At 29.3% G+C, this 21322-nt stretch carries 24 protein-coding genes and 1 tRNA gene; 9 read left to right on the top strand and 16 right to left on the bottom strand.

Annotated elements, in window-relative coordinates:
• Position 1: 1 nt before the first annotated feature.
• Positions 2-331, top strand: coding sequence for a DUF565 domain-containing protein (locus DNJ73_RS05050; RefSeq protein WP_158466606.1), 330 nt, complete (start codon positions 2-4; stop codon positions 329-331).
• A gap of 6 nt (positions 332-337) precedes the next feature.
• On the opposite strand, the gene rpmF is transcribed toward DNJ73_RS05050, so the two are convergent.
• Positions 338-517: a 50S ribosomal protein L32 gene (gene rpmF / locus DNJ73_RS05045; RefSeq protein WP_158466605.1), complete on the bottom strand. Its 180-nt coding sequence runs from the start codon at positions 515-517 to the stop codon at positions 338-340.
• A gap of 173 nt (positions 518-690) precedes the next feature.
• On the opposite strand from rpmF, the gene ftsH reads away from it, so the two are divergent.
• Positions 691-2418 (top strand): ATP-dependent zinc metalloprotease FtsH, encoded by a 1728-nt coding sequence (gene ftsH, locus DNJ73_RS05040; RefSeq protein ID WP_158466604.1) that lies wholly within the window; start codon positions 691-693, stop codon positions 2416-2418.
• A 15-nt stretch (positions 2419-2433) separates the two neighbouring features.
• On the opposite strand, the gene DNJ73_RS05035 is transcribed toward ftsH, so the two are convergent.
• Positions 2434-3030, bottom strand: a complete 597-nt coding sequence (locus DNJ73_RS05035) for a peroxiredoxin (RefSeq protein WP_158466603.1) — start codon at positions 3028-3030, stop codon at positions 2434-2436.
• 122 nt (positions 3031-3152) lie between these two features.
• Here DNJ73_RS05035 and DNJ73_RS05030 point away from each other — a divergent pair, with 122 nt between their 5' ends.
• Positions 3153-3566, top strand: coding sequence for a hypothetical protein (locus tag DNJ73_RS05030; protein WP_158466602.1), 414 nt, complete (start codon positions 3153-3155; stop codon positions 3564-3566).
• A gap of 64 nt (positions 3567-3630) precedes the next feature.
• Here the strand turns inward: DNJ73_RS05030 and DNJ73_RS05025 are convergent.
• From DNJ73_RS05025 to DNJ73_RS05010, 4 genes are all read right to left on the bottom strand, one after another.
• Positions 3631-3704: transfer RNA gene (locus tag DNJ73_RS05025), tRNA-Met, on the bottom strand.
• A gap of 1188 nt (positions 3705-4892) precedes the next feature.
• Positions 4893-5015 carry a hypothetical protein gene (locus DNJ73_RS10155; protein ID WP_257473328.1) on the bottom strand — a complete coding sequence of 41 codons (123 nt, stop codon included), beginning with the start codon at positions 5013-5015 and terminating at the stop codon, positions 4893-4895.
• Positions 5016-5173: 158 nt separating this feature from the next.
• The gene (locus DNJ73_RS09820) at positions 5174-5314 is read right to left on the bottom strand and encodes a hypothetical protein (protein ID WP_187152562.1); all 141 of its coding nucleotides are present in this window, start codon (positions 5312-5314) and stop codon (positions 5174-5176) included.
• A gap of 15 nt (positions 5315-5329) precedes the next feature.
• Positions 5330-5536 (bottom strand): hypothetical protein, encoded by a 207-nt coding sequence (locus DNJ73_RS05010; protein ID WP_158466600.1) that lies wholly within the window; start codon positions 5534-5536, stop codon positions 5330-5332.
• Positions 5537-6238: 702 nt separating this feature from the next.
• Here DNJ73_RS05010 and DNJ73_RS09815 point away from each other — a divergent pair.
• Positions 6239-6394, top strand: coding sequence for a hypothetical protein (locus DNJ73_RS09815; RefSeq protein ID WP_187152561.1), 156 nt, complete (start codon positions 6239-6241; stop codon positions 6392-6394).
• A 2225-nt stretch (positions 6395-8619) separates the two neighbouring features.
• On the opposite strand, the gene DNJ73_RS04995 is transcribed toward DNJ73_RS09815, so the two are convergent.
• Entirely contained in the window at positions 8620-8802 is a 183-nt protein-coding gene (locus DNJ73_RS04995; RefSeq protein WP_158466597.1) for a hypothetical protein, read from the bottom strand.
• Between the two features lie 232 nt (positions 8803-9034).
• Here DNJ73_RS04995 and DNJ73_RS04990 point away from each other — a divergent pair, with 232 nt between their 5' ends.
• On the top strand, positions 9035-9220 hold the full coding sequence (locus tag DNJ73_RS04990) for a hypothetical protein (protein WP_158466596.1): 186 nt from the start codon (positions 9035-9037) through the stop codon (positions 9218-9220).
• Positions 9221-9222: 2 nt separating this feature from the next.
• Here the strand turns inward: DNJ73_RS04990 and DNJ73_RS04985 are convergent, their stop codons facing one another.
• Together DNJ73_RS04985 and DNJ73_RS04980 are read right to left on the bottom strand one after the other, a co-directional pair.
• Entirely contained in the window at positions 9223-9726 is a 504-nt protein-coding gene (locus DNJ73_RS04985; RefSeq protein ID WP_158466595.1) for a tRNA (cytidine(34)-2'-O)-methyltransferase, read from the bottom strand.
• Positions 9723-10280, bottom strand: coding sequence for a bifunctional adenosylcobinamide kinase/adenosylcobinamide-phosphate guanylyltransferase (locus tag DNJ73_RS04980; RefSeq protein ID WP_158466594.1), 558 nt, complete (start codon positions 10278-10280; stop codon positions 9723-9725). Before DNJ73_RS04980 ends, DNJ73_RS04985 begins: the two co-directional genes overlap by 4 nt.
• Positions 10281-10413: 133 nt before the next feature.
• Between DNJ73_RS04980 and DNJ73_RS04975 the strand changes: the two genes are divergently transcribed.
• The gene (locus DNJ73_RS04975) at positions 10414-11031 is read left to right on the top strand and encodes a cofactor assembly of complex C subunit B (protein WP_158466593.1); all 618 of its coding nucleotides are present in this window, start codon (positions 10414-10416) and stop codon (positions 11029-11031) included.
• Here DNJ73_RS04975 and lptC read toward each other — a convergent pair.
• From lptC to rpmG, 5 genes are all read right to left on the bottom strand, one after another.
• Complete coding sequence (gene lptC, locus DNJ73_RS04970; RefSeq protein WP_158466592.1) at positions 11017-11694, bottom strand: LPS export ABC transporter periplasmic protein LptC; 678 nt, start codon at positions 11692-11694, stop codon at positions 11017-11019. The genes DNJ73_RS04975 and lptC overlap by 15 nt on opposite strands.
• Positions 11681-13219, bottom strand: coding sequence for a methionine--tRNA ligase (gene metG, locus DNJ73_RS04965; protein WP_187152560.1), 1539 nt, complete (start codon positions 13217-13219; stop codon positions 11681-11683). The genes lptC and metG overlap by 14 nt, the downstream gene beginning before the upstream one ends.
• 76 nt (positions 13220-13295) lie before the next feature.
• Complete coding sequence (locus tag DNJ73_RS04960) at positions 13296-14567, bottom strand: ribonuclease catalytic domain-containing protein (protein ID WP_158466590.1); 1272 nt, start codon at positions 14565-14567, stop codon at positions 13296-13298.
• A 31-nt stretch (positions 14568-14598) separates the two neighbouring features.
• Positions 14599-14820, bottom strand: a complete 222-nt coding sequence (gene rpsR, locus DNJ73_RS04955; protein WP_011293874.1) for a 30S ribosomal protein S18 — start codon at positions 14818-14820, stop codon at positions 14599-14601.
• Between the two features lie 27 nt (positions 14821-14847).
• A complete protein-coding gene (rpmG, locus tag DNJ73_RS04950) occupies positions 14848-15045 on the bottom strand; it encodes a 50S ribosomal protein L33 (RefSeq protein ID WP_011823694.1) in 198 nt (65 codons plus the stop codon).
• A 117-nt stretch (positions 15046-15162) separates the two neighbouring features.
• Between rpmG and pheT the strand changes: the two genes are divergently transcribed.
• Entirely contained in the window at positions 15163-17637 is a 2475-nt protein-coding gene (gene pheT, locus DNJ73_RS04945) for a phenylalanine--tRNA ligase subunit beta (RefSeq protein ID WP_158466589.1), read from the top strand.
• 684 nt (positions 17638-18321) lie between these two features.
• On the opposite strand, the gene DNJ73_RS04940 is transcribed toward pheT, so the two are convergent.
• Positions 18322-19368 (bottom strand): molecular chaperone DnaJ, encoded by a 1047-nt coding sequence (locus DNJ73_RS04940; protein ID WP_158466588.1) that lies wholly within the window; start codon positions 19366-19368, stop codon positions 18322-18324.
• Between the two features lie 183 nt (positions 19369-19551).
• Between DNJ73_RS04940 and DNJ73_RS04935 the strand changes: the two genes are divergently transcribed.
• Positions 19552-19731 carry a hypothetical protein gene (locus DNJ73_RS04935; protein ID WP_158466587.1) on the top strand — a complete coding sequence of 60 codons (180 nt, stop codon included), beginning with the start codon at positions 19552-19554 and terminating at the stop codon, positions 19729-19731.
• Here the strand turns inward: DNJ73_RS04935 and DNJ73_RS04930 are convergent.
• Positions 19715-20587, bottom strand: a complete 873-nt coding sequence (locus DNJ73_RS04930) for an ATP adenylyltransferase (RefSeq protein WP_158466586.1) — start codon at positions 20585-20587, stop codon at positions 19715-19717. The genes DNJ73_RS04935 and DNJ73_RS04930 overlap by 17 nt on opposite strands.
• Before the next feature lie 501 nt (positions 20588-21088).
• On the opposite strand from DNJ73_RS04930, the gene DNJ73_RS04925 reads away from it, so the two are divergent.
• Entirely contained in the window at positions 21089-21316 is a 228-nt protein-coding gene (locus DNJ73_RS04925) for a hypothetical protein (protein WP_158466770.1), read from the top strand.
• Positions 21317-21322 lie beyond the last annotated feature (6 nt).

Here is a 21322-nt window from a genome sequence, read left to right as displayed (position 1 = left end):
AATGCAGAAAACTAAATTTTGGAAATCTATTGAATCATTTTTATTATTTTTAAATCCTATTATCTCTGGTTCTTGGAGTAAGAGAAGTATTTTATTGCTTTCACTATTGTCTGGTTTTTATTTTACTAATAGTCTGATTTCATATTTACTGGATAAATCAGTTAATACAATCTTTCTGGCAATATCAATTTTATTAATAATGGAATTGTCAGTTAGATTATTATTTTTTACTAAATTCTTAAAAATATATATATTAATACTTTCAATTAATAATTTTAGAATTGGTTCAACTTATGCACTCATACTCGAGGCTTTTAAGCTAGGTTCTTAATCAAGACTATTCAGAATCTTCTTCTGAAGTCTCATTCATTGGATAAACAAAGCCTTGCGCCCTACCTGTGAGTACTGATTTGCCTATTGATAAAGCCTTCTCTGCCGCTATAGCAGCTTTACCTTTCCATATTGCATGTCTTTGATTTCTTTTCCCTTTAGAGGTCTTTTTCTTGGGTACCGCCATTTTTCACAACATTTACTAATATTTGTATTTTATAACGTCAAGCACCAATTTAACAAAAGTGATTTGAGGAAAAACTAACTTCTTGTCTCTTTTTCTATATAAACTGAAGTTAAGATCCAATTTGACTATAGTTTATCTATAAATTCTACTGAATTATTTGAATTAATTATCTAATGAGTAAAAGTTATAGTCAATTATTAAAGGATATTGAAAATGGAGAAATAATTTCTATTATTTTAATTCCAAATAGAAGAGAAGTAATTGTTGAATTTACGAATGGAGAAAAAAAATCTATTCCTATTTTTTATAATGACCAAAAAATACTTCGAATATCTGAACAATTTGACGTTCCTCTTACAGTTAAAGATTTAAGATCTGAACAACGTTTAGCTAATTTAATTAGTGGACTAGGTCTTGTTTTGATATTTATATTCTCTCTCTCTTTTTTAATCAGAAGGTCCTCAAAGTTAATTAATAATATGCAGAGTTTTTCTCGAAGATCATCTCAGGTTAAACAAGATGAAATTGATACAATTACTTTTGATGATGTCGCTGGATTAAGTGAAGAATCTGAGGAATTGAGAGAAATTGTTACTTTTTTAAAAAATCCACAGGTCCTTATTGATCTTGGAGCAATTACTCCAAAAGGTGTTTTATTGGTTGGACCTCCTGGTACAGGTAAGACATTATTGGCTCGAGCAATTGCAGGTGAGGCAAATGTTCCATTCTTCTCAATATCAGCATCAGAATTTGTTGAAATGTTTGTAGGCGTTGGTGCTGGAAGAGTTAGAGATCTTTTTAAAAGTGCAACCGCCAAATCACCATGCATTGTTTTCATAGATGAAATTGACTCCATTGGCCGTCAAAGAGGTGCAGGTATAGGTGGAGGAAATGATGAAAGAGAACAAACGCTTAACCAACTTTTGACAGAAATGGATGGATTCGCATCTAATAGCGGAGTGATTGTAATTGCTGCTACTAATAGGCCAGATATACTCGATCGAGCTCTTACTAGACCAGGAAGGTTTGATCGCCGAATAGATATTTTACTTCCAGATAGAAAAGCTAGATATAAAATTTTGTCTGTTCATGCCAGGACAAAACCTCTAGCCGATTCAGTAAATCTTATGGATTGGGCAGCTAAGACTCCTGGATTTTCAGGAGCAGATTTGCAAAATTTGCTAAATGAGGCTGCTATTTATGCTGCAAGAAAAGATAAAAAAAACATCAGCAGCATAGAGCTTGATAGAGCACTAGAAAAAACACGGTTTGGTTTACTTTCTAGACCAATTACTGATAGCACAAAAAAAAGGCAAATCGCATATCAGATTATAGGTAAAACTTTAGTAGCATTATTAATACCATCTGAAGATAAATTAGAAAAAATTTCACTGTTTAAATCACCTGGAAGTTTGAACGGAATATCTTATTTAACTCCTGACGAAGAGACAATTGATAGCGGACTTTTAACTAGAAGCTATATATACAATAAAATTGTCATTTCACTTGGATCTAGAGCGGCAGAAATAATTATATTCGGAGAAAAAGAAGTAACCCAAGGATCACAAAGAGATCTTGAAGATGTTTATTTTTGGGCAAATCAAATGGTTACAAAATTTGGATTTTCTGAACTTGGCCCTATTGCTTATGATTCACAAAACGATTCTATTTTTCTTGGCAGAGATTTTATGCAAAATAAAAAAGAATACTCTCAGAAAACTAGTAAACAAATTGATAAGCAAATTATAGCTATAGCAAACAAAGCTAATAACCATGCAATAAAACTTTTATTAGATAAAGTTCCACTAATGGATTTACTTGTTAATGAGCTAATAGATAAAGAAACACTTGAAGGTGAATATATTATTGAAAAACTTAACTCTTATCTATCGAGTAATTAATAACTAGTAATTAATTTATAGAGCTGAAAAATATTCCTTACTTCCTTTAGGATCCTCCTTCATTGTTTTGTCACCTGGAGTCCAACCCGCTGGGCAGACTTCATCTGGGTGAGATTCTACGTACTGATAAGCCTGTAAAATTCTTAGTGTTTCATCAATATTTCGACCAACTGGAGCTTTGTTGATTGTTGAATGCATAATCACACCATTTGGGTTGATTATAAACAATCCTCTATCGGCTTCTCCATCATCATTAAGTACATTATATGCTGTGCAAATTTCTCGCTTAAGATCTGATACTAATGGATAGTTAATATCACCAATTCCTCCTTCATTTCTAGGGGTTTGGATCCAAGCTAAATGTGTAAATTTGCTATCTACTGATACACCTAAAACTTCTGTGTTTTTGCTGTTGAAATCAGTATATCTGTCACTGAATGCCGTAATTTCAGTTGGGCATACAAATGTGAAATCTAACGGATAGAAGAATAAAACCACGTACTTACCTCTGTACTGAGATAGGGTTATGTCTTTAAACTCTTGATCAACGACTGCAGTGGCTGAAAAGTCAGGTGCTTGCATGCCAACTCTTAGGCATTCATTTGTCGTCATGGAAATTGATGGGTATTTTGATTGGTTTAGAGGCAAGAGAACTTCCCCTTTTCCTAATTATAATTTATCATGTAAGCACAAAGAAAATTATTCTTTAAGCTTAACTGCCATAATACCTACAAATGAATGAACAAAAAAGTTGGGATGCTTCCCTTGTAAAAAAATTTAGTTCATCAAACCATTTAAAATTGATAAATCAATTAAGAAGTGAAGTTATAAAGTACCCTTTAAAAAAGAAAAATAATTTATCTTCAAATATAAGTAAAGATAGTAAATTTGAGACTAAAAGTAAAGATAATACAAAAAAAATTGATAGTGAATTAATATCTTCTATTAATTCGAATGTTAGTAATGATTTGCCTACCAAAAAATCTACTGTGAGTTTTAATAATGCTAAGAATTTTTCTATTTATAATCATAATAATGATTTCCCCAAGGATGAGATAAAAAGTGCATTAATAGAATCAAATACTGAAAATAATGATTCTTCAACCTCAACGTTTAAAGAGCGACTAGATCAAATAGATCTTAAATAAAGACACTTTTCACAAATCTTACTGCTTTAACTTTAGTAGCAGTTTTACTGGTTAAAAATCATAGTGTCAGTGGAGAGACTTGAACTCTCGACCTCAGCGTTATGAATGCTGTGCTCTAACCAGCTGAGCTACACTGACAATTGGAACAATCTGACTTTACAGACTAAAAGGGGTCTATTCAAGTAAAAAACATTGAAATGCCTTGTTTTTCATCTGATGTCCGTAGGTGCTCCTTTTCTATATTAATTCAGTATGGCCTTGTAAGGAAGAAATCCCTCAAATTCCAATTTATTTAATACATTATTTTGGGATAAAACATCTATTTTATTAATTGACAGCTTTGCTAATGGTAAAAACTCTACTCGATAATCATATAGTTTTTTAAAAATTTAAATTGATTATTTTAAATAAATACTTACACAGCTTGAAAACAATCAACTTGTCTTATCCTGAATTAAAAAAGTTAATTTATAGTATAATTACTTAAATGGGATAAATTCTCTAAATGATACCTCTCTTGTAAAGGAAAGAGGAAGAGATTATTAAAAATTTTATACTTAGTTTGAATATTTAGTAGAAAGAAAAAACCATATGCTGTAAAAAATGAGTTCAGACTACTTACAAGCTTACCAATCTCTTGTTAATGAATCAGAAAAAATATACTCAACCAAAATTTCTAAAGTCTCATATTTATTAAAATTGAAGGCACAGAGTAATTCGATTTCTGATTTAGATAGAAAGCACAAAACCTGGGGGCAAAACGATGTAATACCAAACCAGTTTTCATAAAGTGGATAGTATATTAAGAATTCTTTTTTATATCTTGCCTATAAATAGTAAGTAAATATGAAATTCTTCTATTACGATTTAAATTTATTGCCAAAGTAGAACAAATTTGCTATTAATTATTTGAGGGTGATTGGAACATTTAGAAGCTTCCCCAACAGCAAGCTTCGTCATCCTCAACTATTTTTTAGGTTTTTACTTTCTTCTATCCAATAATTTTTTCTTAACCATTGCCTTCTAAAATAAATAGGTTTCTGAAGAAGTAATTGATCAACATGGAAGATTTTCATTTTTAATAAAACAAAGTTATCTATTCCTCTTTTTCTTTTGAATTAAGTTTATACTTGACTTTTTTTCAGATTCAAACTATTCACCAGGATTAGGCCAAATCCACTTTGATTTTGCTTCATTATTTAATTTGTTCCATTGATCAAAAGGATTAGTCCCTTTATCTATAGTGGCTATTCCGCGTAATATGAATTGATATTTAGAACCAGGAAATATCCAACATATTTCTATATTATTATTTATATTAATTCCTTAGAATTTCCTACTTCTTTTATCTAAATAAATTTTCATATTGTAAGAATCTGTCCATCCTCTAAAAACTACTGTTCTTAATCTTGGCCTACTATCATGACTAACAGTTGCTAATTGAAGCAAACTATTGGAATGAAGATTAGATTCATTATTCTGAGATTTTAATCTGAACTAATCAAGGAAGTATTTGATAATTGTTGCTAAATAAATTTATAATTTAATTGATTAATAATAAATCATCTACGAATATAATCTAATCATAAATATACTATATTGTTATATTAAATTTCTTCGTCATCATTACCTAACCTAATTTCAACTCCAACAAAAGTTGCAAATAGTACTATTAATATACCTACTATTGTTTTCCAGGCGCTAATTTGATTTATTGGCTCTGGTGGTTGGAAGAAGTCTGGAATCATGACTCAATAATACATCTATTTATCTTCTTCCCACTCTTCTTCTGCTTTATTGAGAATATCTTCAACTGTATTATCAAAAGTTTCGGCAACTGATCTAAGCATTTTTGAAATGGTTTCATCTGGGCATGCAAGATCTTTCTGAATACCCTCAGCACAGTCTTTTATTTCCTCCCAAGCGTCCACTAAAACTTGAGAATCTACTGGTTTCCATTCTTCAGTCATAAAATATCTCCTTTATAAAGATAGGTTATGGAATTTTTCGTCATCCATCAGATATTAGCTTTTAGAAAGTTAATAGTGTCTTGGTTTCTTCATTTACTTAAATGAACCTAGCTCAAATGATAACTTTTTAAAATATGAAAGATTCATCAGAAGAAATTCAAAAATATAGAGCGAAGGCCAAATCTACATTTTGCAAAACTGCTCAAACACAAAAAATAACAGCAAAAATTGATTTGGACATATCACGCCATGAATATCTAATTTTTTCTGAAAAAGTCTAAAAACTAATGGTTTTTCATGTATCAAGAAGTTTCAAACCTTTAATTCTTATTTACGTCTGTTGAAAACGAACTATAAATGAATATAGAGACTAGTTTTTTATCATGCTTTTGCCTAAGCCAGTTCGCCCAGTGGATTCTGAAAAAAAAGGTAAAGACAATTAATCATTAGTTAACTATTAGATTAGTTATTGTAATGAATTAAAGATACTTTATTTTTCTTAAGAACATAGATCAGTTGTGATTTATGTTCTTTTTTTTATATACTCAATTTTTTTAAATAAACATAATCAATTGGTTTTAAACTAACCTCTTGACATAGAGAGAATATTTGGCAAATTTGATCGTGTGTCTAGGAAGACTACATTCATAGATACAGCAATTGCAAATTTCCACGGAAAAATTGATTTTTTTCATTTTCTCTATGAAAACAGCATCAAAAGAGCTTAAAAAGCTAAGGGCCATGGCAGAAAATTCATTACATAGATCAGCAGAATTGCAGCAAGTCCTAGCCCAAATAGAAGCCTCACTCTCAAGGGAAGAAACCCAAAAAGTCATTCAAAAGGCTAATAATATTTAAAATATTGTCTTTTGGAATCATTATTATGTTGTTCATGTACAAAAAGACAAAAAATAAAATTATATAACTTTATTTAATTTTTTAATCATAAAGTTAAACCATAATTAAATATAAATCTATAAGTAAAAAAAATATCTGGTTTTGGGAGTGCAATCTAGATATCACTTTTTTTGTCTAACTCTCTTACGTTTTTATATTTATAATTTGTTGCCGCCGTAATAATAATTCCTGGGACAATCAATATAATACCAAAAAAATATTTGGACTTGATTATTGAATAATGTAGTTATAATTTTAATTTTATTCTACATAATATAGTTATTAATTGTGTGAGAGTGAAAAGACAGCTTTTTAATTAATAAATAACTTAATAAAAACGATTAAACACGTAATAAGATAATATTATTTATTAATTAGCACAATATATTTAAATTAAATAGTATATAATATGTAATTAAAATAGAGAGTATATTCAGTATTATGTAAACATTATAAAAGAAATAATAGGTGAGACTTATCTTTGTTTGAAGGAAAAAATTACCGATTTATTTATATAATTTCAATTGTTGATTTTAATAAGCTTTAAAGAATCAGTAAATATAATCACCTTAGTGACGAATTAAATAATGAAGGATAAGGCAAACTAAAATCCCTGTCCACAATCCCTTTATCCAACTCAAAATAAGCATTTGATAATTGCTAAGTTTAAAATGATTTTGTATGGCTAAAGCAGCTCTTTTATCAAGACCTATCAATGAAAAGGAACTCTTATTGCCTAAATCAAATAACTTTCGCTCCATGATTCTAATAATGTTTTTTTTATTCTAATACATTAAAGAAAACAATTAAATAAATTCATCATTTAATACTAGAATTCTCATACATACTTAATCTTCTACCATTAACCAATATATCTAGACTTAATGTTAACCGAACAATATTAATTCATGTATAAAGGCTGATCTTAGTAATATTATCGCATTATCAACAAAAAAAATAAGAACTTTTATTCTAATAAGCTATTTTTATTAGTTCTTATAAATAAATCTAATCTTCTTGCTATTACCTATGATTAACATTAATGTTAAAATAAAATCTAAAACAGAGTTGAGGATAAACAAATTAATGGATGATTTAAATTCAACATTAGATCTCTATTATGAGAATGCTCTACAAAAATAATAGTGTTAATATTATAAGTAATAATTTTACTTTAAATTTTTAAAACTAATAGGTACAATATCATTCAAGTGATTTCTTAACTTCTATCATACTATCCTTTAAATTTACAATTGATCCAACATTTATAAATGCCAACTTGTTTTTATTTTTATATTTGCTAGATTAAAATTGAAAACAATTATCAAAATTCTATTGACTTGTTTGTGAGTTCAATAGATATAAAATTGACAAAAGTAGTTTTTCACAACATCTCATAAAATGACTTGTAACTGCCAGCACTGCGTGGAATTACAAAAACAGCTAGATAGAGCCGAAAGAATGCAAGCAGATTTATTTAAGGAAAGGAGTACGAAATTAATTATTAGGTAGAAGATTTAATTATATGGAATGACAGGTATTTTTATTCTTTTCTTTTTATTAGTAGAATTGGATTTCTCTTCACTATTATTTAATATTGGCTCAATTATTCTATTATCATCAATTTTTTTGCCTTTGTTATTGCGTGCCTCAATGTTAATAAATAAGAAATATATAATTATTAGTAATAGATAGGGAAGGAGGTTTTTGATATTTATTAGTATAGGTTTCATATGTCAGTTGCTCCTTTGATTATCATTATCTTATTCTATTATTTTATTTAAAGTATGCCATGTTAAAGCTCTGTTATGAAAAAATTCTATCTGGTAAAAGCAATAATTTTATTTTATATCAATAATAATAGATTGTAATAATATTTTCTGTAAAATTTATGACTTTTGTCTGAGTAATTTAATTAGTGTTTTATCGGTTTATATTAGTTTTAAAATAAAAAATGTTTACACCGAGTAGTTCAAGTTAAAATAATAAAGTATTTCTAAATAACCCTTCACCCTCTTTTGTATTATAGCTATTTTGAGTTATAAAAATTAAAATACAACTAGTTCTTACTTTTTCGAATTTAAAATATGTGTTTATTAAATGCTTCTAAATAATTATGAATTATATTTATATCAATTCTCATTGATTCTATTTCAAGATTTTATCATCGAACTTCGAAGAATTAATTAATTACTAATTCTATTAATAAAAAGGACATCATAATTATTGGTATCGTCTCCAACAGCCTCTATCCATTCTTTAAATTCTTCCTGAAGTGATTGTTTATCCTCACCGTCTAATTTTGATAGCCTATTTAAGATATCATTAATTGTCACTTCTACAGTTCCAATTAAACGAGTTTTGGACATGAATAAAATTAATTTTTATAAATATAAATTTTTTTAAATTCTTTGAGAATTAGTAAATACCGTATGTCTTACATACATTAGACAATTTTTAAATATTTCACGACTTTAAATAAAATATGTGAGTTTTTATTTTCTGATGTTTTTATGTTTTAACCAATATTTCTTATTATGTAAAAAATGAAACCGAATTAAATCTCAGAAAGATATATATTAAAAAAAATAAATAATTTTTATGTCTTCAAGGCAATCTGGAGCTATACAGTCTGTTGAGGTTATGCTCAACAGGTCTTTAGCAAGGCTTGACGATTTGAAAGGTATGAATAGAGAGGCCCTGTATGATGAGTATAAGGAGTGGTTAGAAGTTGATGAAACTAATGTTATTAATGATGGAGTTTTATATTGCAATTATCTTGGATAATATTAATTATTTAATAGATTTAGCTGAAGGCATGCAGCATAACAAACAATACCACAAGCCACAGAAAGATTTAAGCTTCTAACTCCACCAGTCTTAAATTCTTTTTCTCCTCCAGGCATTGGTATTCCAGAAATAATCTCACATTCTCTCATAATTTTATCTGGTAATCCAGTATCTTCCCTTCCAAATAAAAGAATATCTGTATTTTTAAAGGTTATATTAGATATTGAATTATCACTTTTTTTGGTCAAGGCAATAAATCTTGAAGTAATAAACTTTTTCTTATATTCTTCAAATGATTCATATAAATGTAAATCAACATTTGACCAGTAATCTAAGCCCGCTCTCTTTAAATATTTATCTTCAAAACTAAAACCAGTAGGCTTAATAATGTCTAATGAGAGCTCAAACGCAAGGCATGACCTACCAATTGTTCCAGTATTTTGTGGAATTCTTGGTTCAAAGAGTGCCACACGTGGTCTAAATTGATTTCTTATTGAATTCATGGAATTGTGCAACCAATATTATCTAAATCTATTGCTATACCATTAATAGCTAACCACTTTTTAGATGCATGAGAATTAAGTAATTGCAAAAATTTACTTAATCTTTCTCGAAATAAATGACCAATGGGAGTGGCTGGCACAATTCCCCATCCTATTTCCTCAGCTACAATAATAAATCCAGTATCATTATTTAAAAGGCTACTAACAAATTCATTTTGGAAAATATTCCATTGATCATCATCATGTATTAGGTATTGTTCAACAAGGCCACCTAACGAGTCAATCAAAATTGATTCGTTTTTATCAAAACATTTTATTAATTTACAGATATTCTGCGGATACTCAATCAATTTCCATTTAGTTGGTCTTCGTTTAATGTGATTATTTATCCTTTTTTGCCATTCTGGGTCATTTTTTCTAGGTTTTGATGTGGCTATATAAGTAATTGATTCCTGATCCTTTATTAAAAATTCAGCTAATTTGCTTTTACCACTATTTGTCGGACCACTAATTAAAATAAGACCTTTAAAATTCCCTTGTAATGGTTTTAGCATATTTTTACACGTAAGATCTCTCTTTATTAACTCAATATTATCACCTATTATAATAATTCTAAATAAAAGTATAAATATCATATTTATAATATAGATTTAATATAATCAGTATTCAACTCAATTTTAAAAGTACATGTATAAAATTTCTAATTTAGTAATATTATTTGGGGTATTTCTATTAGTTCTATCAATTATTAATATCATAACAGCAACTGAGTTAAATCCATCATTAGTAAGAGGAGAAACTATATCTGGAATAGCTTCAATTGCATTAATAACAATTGGTTATCTCTGGACTGAAATCAAACCCAATCCGCCAACAAAAGCTATATTAAAAGGTATCGAAGGATTTGATATCAGTGAGGACTTATCTGAAGGTCAAAAATATGAATTAGCTTGGGGAAGTCATCAAATATTAACTGCTACAGCCGCAAGTACTATTCTAATAGTTTGGGATAATGAAGTAGTACTTAGAAGAGGTCTAATAACTAATAATTTGTTTAGACCAGGAGAGATCTGTAATAGAGCGATTGAGCAAAATAGAATGATTTCCTTAGTAAATACAGATTTATTTCCTGGTAGTGAAGAATTTGATTGCGTATTAAAGGATCTACCATCGGTTATTGTTTATCCACTTTCTAATAGAGGTCTAACTATAGTAGGTGGCTGGTCAAAAAGGGCTTTTACAAATTCAGATGAGAAATGGATTTCAGGTTGGTCTGATAAATTATCAGATTTACTTAATACTTAGAAAATTAATATAAGTCTCTACCTGTTTATTATTAGATTGAAATACTAATGTATTGTTATTTTTTAACCATTCTATATTATCCGAAATAATTTCGATTTGATATTTCTCAATACCAATATTATTAAATATACTTCTATTTAGTTTATTATTATTGAGCGATAAAATATCAGTATTTAGATTATACGAACCACCTGACGAAATTATTTTAGTAGTATCAAAATTAATATCTAGCGGACTATCTAACAGAATATTAGAGTTGTTTAAATCCCAGTTAAAAGAATCAGTTTTTATATAATAGTCTTGTGCTTCTAGGAATGTAATATTTACATTATTAAAGACTCTAATTATATTTAAAGCATTATTAAGAGTAGAATTACCTGATTTAACTAATAGTTCAATATTACTTTTATTTAATAATTCAATTTTACTGGTAAATATTTCAATATCATTTTTTATAGGATCAATAATCGCCTTTGGGCTTGTAATCCTTATACTATTTTTATTTGTAGGGTTTTCTTGTAAAAGCTCAAAATCACTAATATAGCTTTTTTGATCTATTTCCTGAATTTTATATTTACTCTTTTGGCATCCTAAAAGGGTAAGAATTGATATGAAGATAAAAATGTATGAGTAAACTTTTCTCAAATGTTTATGTAACTTCATATTCAATCTTATTCATTACAGGATTGGGATCTTGAAGTTTATTTTTTGGATCAAGTAGGCCCCATTTTAATGAATTATCAAATGTAATAAAGTTGGAGCTAATATTTAGTTGATTTAATATCCTATTACTTAAATCCGGCACAAATGGATTTAATAGTACTCCAATTATACGGCATGCTTCTAAAACAGAATAAATATCCTGAGCTACGATTTCTTTATTTGAATTATCCTTAATAAGTTTCCATGGAGCTCGTTCATTAAGAAATAGGTTAGCACTATTAGCAAAGTCTATTATTGAATTTGCAGAGTGCTTAAAATTATTAGTTTCAAAGGCAGACATATATTCTTTTATTTTGATTCTCGATACATCATGCAAGGTGGATTTAATTAAAGAAGGATCATTTATAGGAATACTATCCTTAAACCACTTCTTAGACATTGTTATTGTTCTATTTAATAAATTACCAATGGTATTGCTTAAATCACTATTGACGATGTCTACAAATCTTCTCATTTGAAAATCACCATCTTCACCAAATTCAATATCTCTTAGAAGATACCATCTCATAGCATCGATTCCCCCATATTCAAAAAGTTCAATGGGGTCTAGTACATTACCTAATGATTTACCCATTTTCTGACCTTCTCGAGTTAAAAAACCATGACCAAAGACGCTTCGAGGTGTTTTCATACCAGCGGAAAGAAGCATTGCAGGCCAATAAACAGCATGAAATCTGAGAATATCTTTACCAATTACGTGCATATTTGCAGGCCAATTACATAAGGAATCTTCGGTTAATTCAGGAGTACTTTGATCACGAAGAGAGCCACTAACATAACCTAATAAAGCATCAAACCAGACATAAAAAGTGTGATCCTTATTTCCAGGAACATTTATTCCCCATTTCAAGTTTACTCTAGAAATAGAGAAATCTCTTAACCCCTTAGAGACAAAATTTATAATCTCATTTTTTCTACTTTTCGGTGAAATGAAACCATCAATTTGGATTAGTTTTTCAATTTGTTCTTGATATTTTGATAATTTAAAGAATAAATTCTCCTCATCTCTCCATTCTAATTCCTTATTATGAATTGAACAAATTGGACTTTTATCATTCTCTTCAACATCCTTATATTCCTCACAACCAACACAATACCAACCACTTTGCCTTCCCATGTAAACATCATCGGATTTTAAAACTTTGGAATAGAATTCATATACCAAAGAAGTATGTTCTTTAGATGTTGTTCTTACAAAGCGATCATAGCTAATATTTAATTTGTCCCATAAATACTTATACTTCTCAGTTATATCATCACAATGTAGTTGAGGTTGAAGGTTTTTACTTTCTGCAGTTCGTTCAATTTTTTGTCCATGTTCGTCAACACCAGTAAGAAAAAGTACAGTATTTCCTTTTAGTCTTTGAAATCGAGCAATCGCGTCACAAGCAATTGTTGTATAAGAACTGCCTAGATGAGGCTTGTCATTAACATAATATAGCGGTGTTGTAATTGTGTATTTCATATTTATTATATATTCTGATTATTATATTATATTTTTAAAACTTTTGCATACTGCTAATTTTCTTTTATGTTGATGATCAAATTAATTGAAAATAAATAATATCATTATAATTTTGAGTTATATTTTTGACGTTAAATTTATCACCGACTTTTATATGTGTCTTTGATTTCAATTTACATATAGAAGAAAATTTATATTCAATAAAGTACAAAATACAAATATCCTTATATCTATTTATCCAATTTAATAATGTGACTTGATAATCCATTAACGTGTTAATTTCGAACCACTTATTAAGCCATATTTTTTGATCTTCTCTATATCTCATTATATTTTGTTTACTTAAATTATTTATATCTATTATAATTTTATATATTTCCTCTTCAGATATTAGAGCTTTATTATTAAGAAAGCGATTTAATTGATAATGAACTATTAAGTCTGCATATCTTCTAATAGGGGATGTAGCATGTAAATAATATATTAGCCCGAGACTATAGTGAGGCAGTGGGTTTATGGAATAATATGACTTACCCATTGTTTTCTTTAGTAAAAAATTATATAGAACATTATCTTCCGAATTCTTAATATTATTTGTAATAGCTTGATTAGTACATTGTTGCACTCTATAGGGAACAGGTATTTTATTATTTTCAGTAAAAACTGAAATTATATTTCCATATAAAATCATTGCTTCACTTATTAATTGTCTTGATATAGTTGGCTCTATTATTTTAATCTTGGGAATGTTAGTATTAACAATAATTTTTCCATATGGTTCGAGAATTTCAATGGCCCCTAAATTTCTCCGCCAACAGTTTCTCTTTTGTAAAATAGTTGATATAATACTTAAATCTTCTTCTTCTTTAGGTGCATAATCTATAAGTTCATCTGCTTCTTCGTAATCTAATTGATAGTTTACTTTTATTAAACTCTGTACAATTTCTGATGATTTAATACTACCGTCTTCATTAAAAATAACACCTAGGCTTATTGAAACTCTCTTTTCTTTATCACTTAGACTGAAGATACTGTTAATCAAAACTTTAGGAAGCATGTATAAAGTATTAGTTGATAAATACAAAGTTGAAATAAGTTGCCTAGCTTTCATATCAATAGCTGATTGATATTCAATATATGAAGTAGGCGATGCAATATGAACCCACAATTTATAGTGATCAGATTTTCTTTCTATTGAAATTGCGTCATCTATTTCAATAGTATGAGATTCGTCAATGGTATATGTATTAAGGTGAGTAAGGTCTTTAACTGAATCGTTTATATTTTTTGATTGCTTATTTTTAGATATTATATTATTAATTTCTCTATTTATTATTTTTTTGCACATTCTATTATTAATAGAATATTTACTATAAGAATTATCCTTCTGGATTAACAAAAGGTAGAAGAGCAATAATTCTTGCTCTTTTAACAGCTGTAGTTAAATCTCTTTGTTGCTTTGCTGTTAATCCTGTAAGTCTTCTAGGTAAAATTTTTCCACGATCGGTAATAAATTTCTTAAGTAATTCCACATCCTTATAATCAATAGGATCACCTGGCTTTATAGGAGAAAGCTTTTGTTTAAATAGTGAATTAGTCATTTTTTAAAAGTTTATAAAAGAAAATAATTATTTGATTTCTCGATGAATAGTCATCTTGTTTAATTCAGGACAGAATTTTTTAAGTTCAAGTCTCTCAGTAGTATTTCTACGATTTTTTTCTGTGGTGTATCTAGATACTCCTGCAGAACGTTTTTCTGAGCTAGGTACAGATCTAGACTCAGTACACTCTAAAGTGACCACTATTCTGGTTCCTTTTTTTGCCATATGAACTTAGCTAAACTTTTTGTGAGTCTAGGAAACAAAGTACAATCTTACTAGGCTAAGCACCCTTTTTAATAAATTCATTTGAACATCTATGTTTAACTCGTATGAGAGCAAATCATGAAGGTATCAGTTTCTTGGCTAAAAGATCTTGTCGAATTTAACAATGATATTGACGATTTGGCTGAAAGGCTTTCAATGACTGGCTTTGAGGTTGAATCATTAGAAGATTTATCAGAACGAGCAAGGAATGTTGTTATTGGTTTTGTTGACGAAATCAAACCGCATCCAAATGCGGAAAAGCTAAAAGTTTGTTCTGTAGATGTTGGTTTACCCAAAAAATTAAGCATTGTTTGTGGAGCACCAAATGTAAAAGCCGGTTATCACGTTCTAGTGGCTAAGGTAGGAGCCTATTTATCCGCAAATTCATTACATATAAAATTATCTAATTTGCGTGGTGTCGAAAGCGAAGGAATGATTTGCTCGCTTGGAGAATTAGGGATAGAAAGTAATAATGAAGGGATAGAAATACTTGAGGAAAATGAATCGAATGTACCCCCTATTGGTACAAATGCTGCTGATTACCTTGGTTTGAATGACACTATTATTGAATTAGCTATTACTGCTAATAGACCTGATGGTATGTCAATGGTTGGTATAGCCCGCGAAATATCTACAATAACAAATTCTAAATTAACATTACCAAAATTAGATTTCAATGATGACTTTAATAAATTTACACCAAAGATAAAAAATATTCAGTCTTTTGGATCAGACTGTATTTACTCTCTTACGTATATTGATAGTATAGATAATACAGACAAGATAAATAAAACTATATTAAATAAATTAAGTTCATTAAAACAAAACTCAATAAATCCAATTGTTGACATAACAAACTATTTAATGCTTGAACAAGGTCAACCACTACATGCTTTTGATGCAGATCTATTAGATGAGATTGTCGGTAGAAAAGTTAAACCTAACGATTTTGGAATTAGAAATGGTGAAGAAGGTGAGTTGTTTTTAGCACTTGATAAAAAAGAGTATAAATTAAATCCTAATATAAACTTAATTACATGCAATGATATCCCAATTGCAATAGCTGGTGTTATTGGTGGAAACAATAGTTCGGTAAGTGATAAAACTACAAGAATATGGCTAGAAGCTGCTGTTTTTACACCCACATCAATTAGAAATAGTAGTAGAGAAATAGGTCTCAGGACAGATGCAAGTAGTAGGTACGAAAAAGGAATCTCTTCAAATATGACAATTGCAGTTTCAAAAAGGGCTAGTCAACTTATTTCTTTAGAATTAGGAGGAAGTATTAAATCGACTCATGTGAATAATGATTTTAAAAGGAAAAGTATTAGTGTTGGTCTTAGGATTGAGAAAATAAATAGAATACTTGGTAAATTAATAAGCACTAATAATCTATCTGATGATAGAAGTTCTAATAGAACCCGTTATCTTAATAACGATGAGATTGAGACTTTTCTAACTAAACTTGGTTGCCAGATCACCTCTAATTCCTGGGGTTGGAATGTAGAAATACCTCCTTATAGATCATCTGATTTAACAAGAGAAATTGATTTAATAGAAGAAATAGCGAGACTAATTGGATATGATAATTTTGATTCGAACATGCCTGATCCTCTTGAGCCTGGAGTATTATCTCCCTCGAAATTAGTTGAAAGACGTCTAAGAAATTCATTTATTCATAATGGTTTTCAGGAAGTAGTTACATCTTCACTTGTTGGCCCTGACAGTTCTGGTGAAAATGCTGTATTGATCAAAAATCCACTACTAACAGAAACAAGTAGATTAAGAACAAATGTATGGGATGAACATCTAAAAATTCTCCAAAGGAATATTTCTTTTGGAGCTGAGGGCTGTTGGATTTTTGAAATAGCTAAAACTTATAAAAAAGATAAAGAATTTTTTGTAGAAACAAATTTATTATCAGGTGCAATAACTGGCAATAAACGACTTAGTAAGTGGGGTGTATCATCAAAACATTTATCAATAGATTATTTTGAAGCAAGAGGAAAACTAAAACAATCTCTCGATGTTTTACCAATAGAAACTATTGATAAACAATTAACTGATAAGCATTTCATGCATCCAGGTAGAACTGCTGAATTATTTGTTGAAGGTAAAAGTATCGGTTTCTTTGGTCAAATTCATCCTTCTCTATCTGAGAAATTTAATCTCATTAAAGAAACTTATTTATTTAATCTCGAATTTGATCCATTGATAAAAGCTGCAACGAGGAAAACTAATTGGACAAGAATTTACAAAGATTATCCTACTGTTCCTTACATGGAACGAGACATTGCACTTATTCATTCAAAAAAGCACACATCCTTAGAAATTATCAATCTAATAAAAAAATTTGGAAGACCACTATTAGAAAAAGTGGAATTGATCGACCGTTACGAAGGATCATCGATTCCCGAAGAAGAGATTAGCCAGGCTTTTAGAATTAGATATAGAGATACTAAAAAAACTCTTGTAGAAGAAGATATAAATCCCATACATGAAAAGATAAGAAAAGCTCTTAAAGAGAAATTAAAAGCAGACTTAAGAAGCTAGTCTCGCGGGTCTTATTCTTTTCTTTAGGTGAGACTTGCACCTAGACTCTATTGAGACTGTTTAGACAAATATCGCATAAGAAGAATGGCCTCAAATATCACCGTTTTAGGTTTTTTAATATGTTCTTTATTAAATCAATTCAAGAAACTGTCTTTTTTGTAAAAAAACTCAGCGCTATACGTTCATCGCAATACATAGATCTATATAGTCTTGTATTCAAATCATCTTAGGACTAACAATGAGTCCAGCAATAGATAGTTGAGACGCCCTTCTCCGAGTATATACGTATTCAAGTAGAAACAAAAAAATCATTAACATAGGCATAACTGTCTTTAAAGCAGTTATGCAAGCTCAAAAATGCTTACAGTGAAAGGTTTTATATGGGAGCTAATTAAAATGGACGAGTTTTGGACAAGTAAATTTCTAATCTACTAATTGGCATGCTTTCTAGGAATTCTAAATATTTAAAATAAAAAAAACAATCATTTTAAATTGTCATTAAGGAGTTCTCAATCAATTAAATTATTTTAAATCGATATTCAACCAATCAAATTGGCTGATAAACAAATATTTCCGAATTAGTTAGATCTAAATTTAAAATCTAAACTAAATACTATCCAATGTATCTCATATGAGTTGCATACGGAGACTCACGTGTAGATTCATATGAGACGCATGAGATGCTTAATTTTTGTATAGATCCTTAAGTAATTGGTAAGCCTCGTTTAGTTTTCTCATTGTTTCATTTGATCCCCCTGCATCAGGATGATTGGAGAGTGCTTTTTCCTTGTAGGCATCTCTTATGAATGAAAGAGTTAGAGAAGAACCAGCTTTTGTGGGTAAGCCCAATAACTTTAGTGCTCCATGAACTGTCATTGTAGATTCAAGGGTTTGGAATGAAGTCACATTTTGACTACGTTTGAATTTATTTACGAATCTGCGAATAATTGTCGGTATTCTGTTTCTTAAGTTTTTAGTTGAAAAGGGATCTTCTAATGCTCCAGCTAAAATAATTACATGATCAAATGTTAAAGAATCTATTTTCCAATCATTACAATAGGAATTAAGCATTTTACAGGCCGCATTCCATGTAAAAGGGATATTTTCAGTACCATCGACATTAGGCCAAATATCCCTTGCAAACCAAATCATTGATGCCTCTATGACACTTTCAGTAGGTTTTTGCCCATAAAGGTAGATCCAATGTTTTTCTGCAGCATCTTTTGCTTTAACTAAATCATTTATATCAATAGTGGTAATAGAAGTATCTTCCATGTTTTTAATAGTTTTATCTTTACTCAAACTTCTTTTTAGATTTGTAGTTTGTTTCCTTATAAAACCAGGTAATTCAATACCTGTGGAACTCAATTCCTTTTGATCGGGTCGCATCTCATTAGTTTTTACTTGATTAACTACTACATTTTTTATTTCGACATTCTTATTCCCAAATATAACTAGTGCTTTTTCTTCATTATTATTATTAGCTTTTCCATTTTTATCAGTTAGATTGTCTAGTTTGCTACTTTGTTTGAAATCAAATTGCTCATTTTCAGCTACTTCCTCATCAATATCATTTGATAAAATTACCTGTAATAACCTTTCAAAGACTAGTCCCCTTCTTCTTAATCCCCACTCTTTTCGAAGACGATCTACGCCGTCTATTAGCTCAATCGGTAAGTCAATTGAAATTCTTTTAACTTCCTTGTCCTCTCCTTCCGTCACAATAGACATATAACTAGACACATAGTAATAGGCTTTTAATATTCAACAAACATTTAGTTTAGAATTAAAATAATTTATCTTAAATTAGTCAATATATTTGAATTTGGATATTTTATAAAAAAAATATGATATATCCACATAGATCAATATTATTATGTATTATTTTTAAGATTCATAAGATACTATTCTGAAATGAAATTCTGCGATTCATCTCAAAACTGGAGTGAAAGAAAAAAATTTTTTCAGTCAAGGAAATTAAATTTTTTAATTTCAATCAAAGAATCTTATGAAAGAAAGCTTGCTGCCATAACAGCTTCAATTACTAAACTTGAGGAGCAGATGAATGTAAACAACTCTAGTATTGAAGGTTAGCCTCCCTTTTATCTAATTTTTCTACTACATCTTTTAATATTTCTTCTGGTCCAAATTTTATAAGATAATTAATATTTGATTTTTTTGTTCCAAGAAAATATCCTGCAAAACCAAGGGCATTTATACTGAATCCATTTGATATATCTTTTTCTCGTGTTATTAATGCAATCCATTCAGAGGTAATAAGTAAATTATAAGCTTTTCGTGGTTTATTAATCTTACCTATTTCCCCTAAGCCCATACTTACTGCCATAGATTTATAAGATTTATATAGACCATTAGCTTGAGAATTTATATCTTTAACTCGTGCTTTTATTGAGATACAATGTGATATTAGAGAATTGATATTATTTTTGTTATTTAATAAAGAGCAAAACCATTTATATCTAGGACAAATACTCTCATTAGTATGCCTGCGAAGTAATTGAAAATGTCGATGAGGCTGACTTGCTCCAGCCTCTTTACTGCTATTAAAGAACCATAAACCTGTTGTATCATTATCAACATCTACTATAGCTCTAAAATCATCAATATTAAGCCATCCATTTTGAGCCTTCCAGATATTTGTTATCAATAACATATGTCCTATTTGTACAGGATACTTATTTAGGATCAGCGTATGTTTGTCATTTATAGGTTGAATTTCAAGTCTAGAATCCCATGGAATAAATGGATTATTTTTAGGACCATATTCAATTAAATATTTTGGAATAGGACTGTTAAGAAAACGTAATTCATAATCACAATTATCATGATTATTTTTATATTTTATGGTGTCTAATGGGATTACGGCTCCAGAATTTACAGCTTTTCTACTAGTTTCAAGAGCTTTTGACCATATTAATTCTTTCTTCACATCGAAAGACCTTTAACAGTATTTTAATTATATAAATATTAATCTAAAATCTAAAACGTTAAATAAAAACTTTTTAACAAATAAATGATCATTACTCTCTTGGTTCATGAAATTGCTGAGTATTTTAATTGTTATGTATGAATTCATGCCTAACAAGGCTTTCGTAGGGCAAAGAAGCTAAATGATAACCATAATCAATTTGACGCACTAGAGACGATTTAAAGCCTCATACAGGTCCGATGACGCCTTCAATGATGATGAGCTTTGATAATAAAACTTTTTTAGTAAGAAGCTAAATAAAAAACGCTTGAAAAAATGAGCTTTATCATAATTTGTTCATTCAGCCTCTAGCCGTTGATATCCATTGTGTAGGAAGACTTTTAGGCGCTCCAATTAAAAAATAAATTTATCAAATTGCAAAATAGTTTCGGATTATTGTCAAATAAGGTTGACGAAAGCAGGGGGGAAGGAGTTAAAACCTCAAACAGTAATGTGTCCTCGATGGATTGGGACTTTTCTGATGACGGAGCATTCTTAGCTCTATGTGATGCCTTTCGCGAAAGCGGAGAATCATCCCCTATGGAATTTTTGGCAACCGGTGAAGGTGCTTTTCACTTTCAGGAATTAACTCAAAATGCAGCAGGAGAAGGTATAGATTTAAGTGATTCAGAGTCAATGGCTGAATTTCAGATGGAGGTTTTAGAATCGATGAATGAAATAAATAATTAAATTGTT

This window comes from Prochlorococcus marinus XMU1408 (assembly GCF_003208055.1).
In the GTDB taxonomy this organism is placed as follows: domain Bacteria; phylum Cyanobacteriota; class Cyanobacteriia; order PCC-6307; family Cyanobiaceae; genus Prochlorococcus_B; species Prochlorococcus_B marinus_A.
The sequence above is the reverse complement of the archived record's forward strand: the minus strand, read 5'-3'. Positions and strand labels throughout refer to the sequence as shown.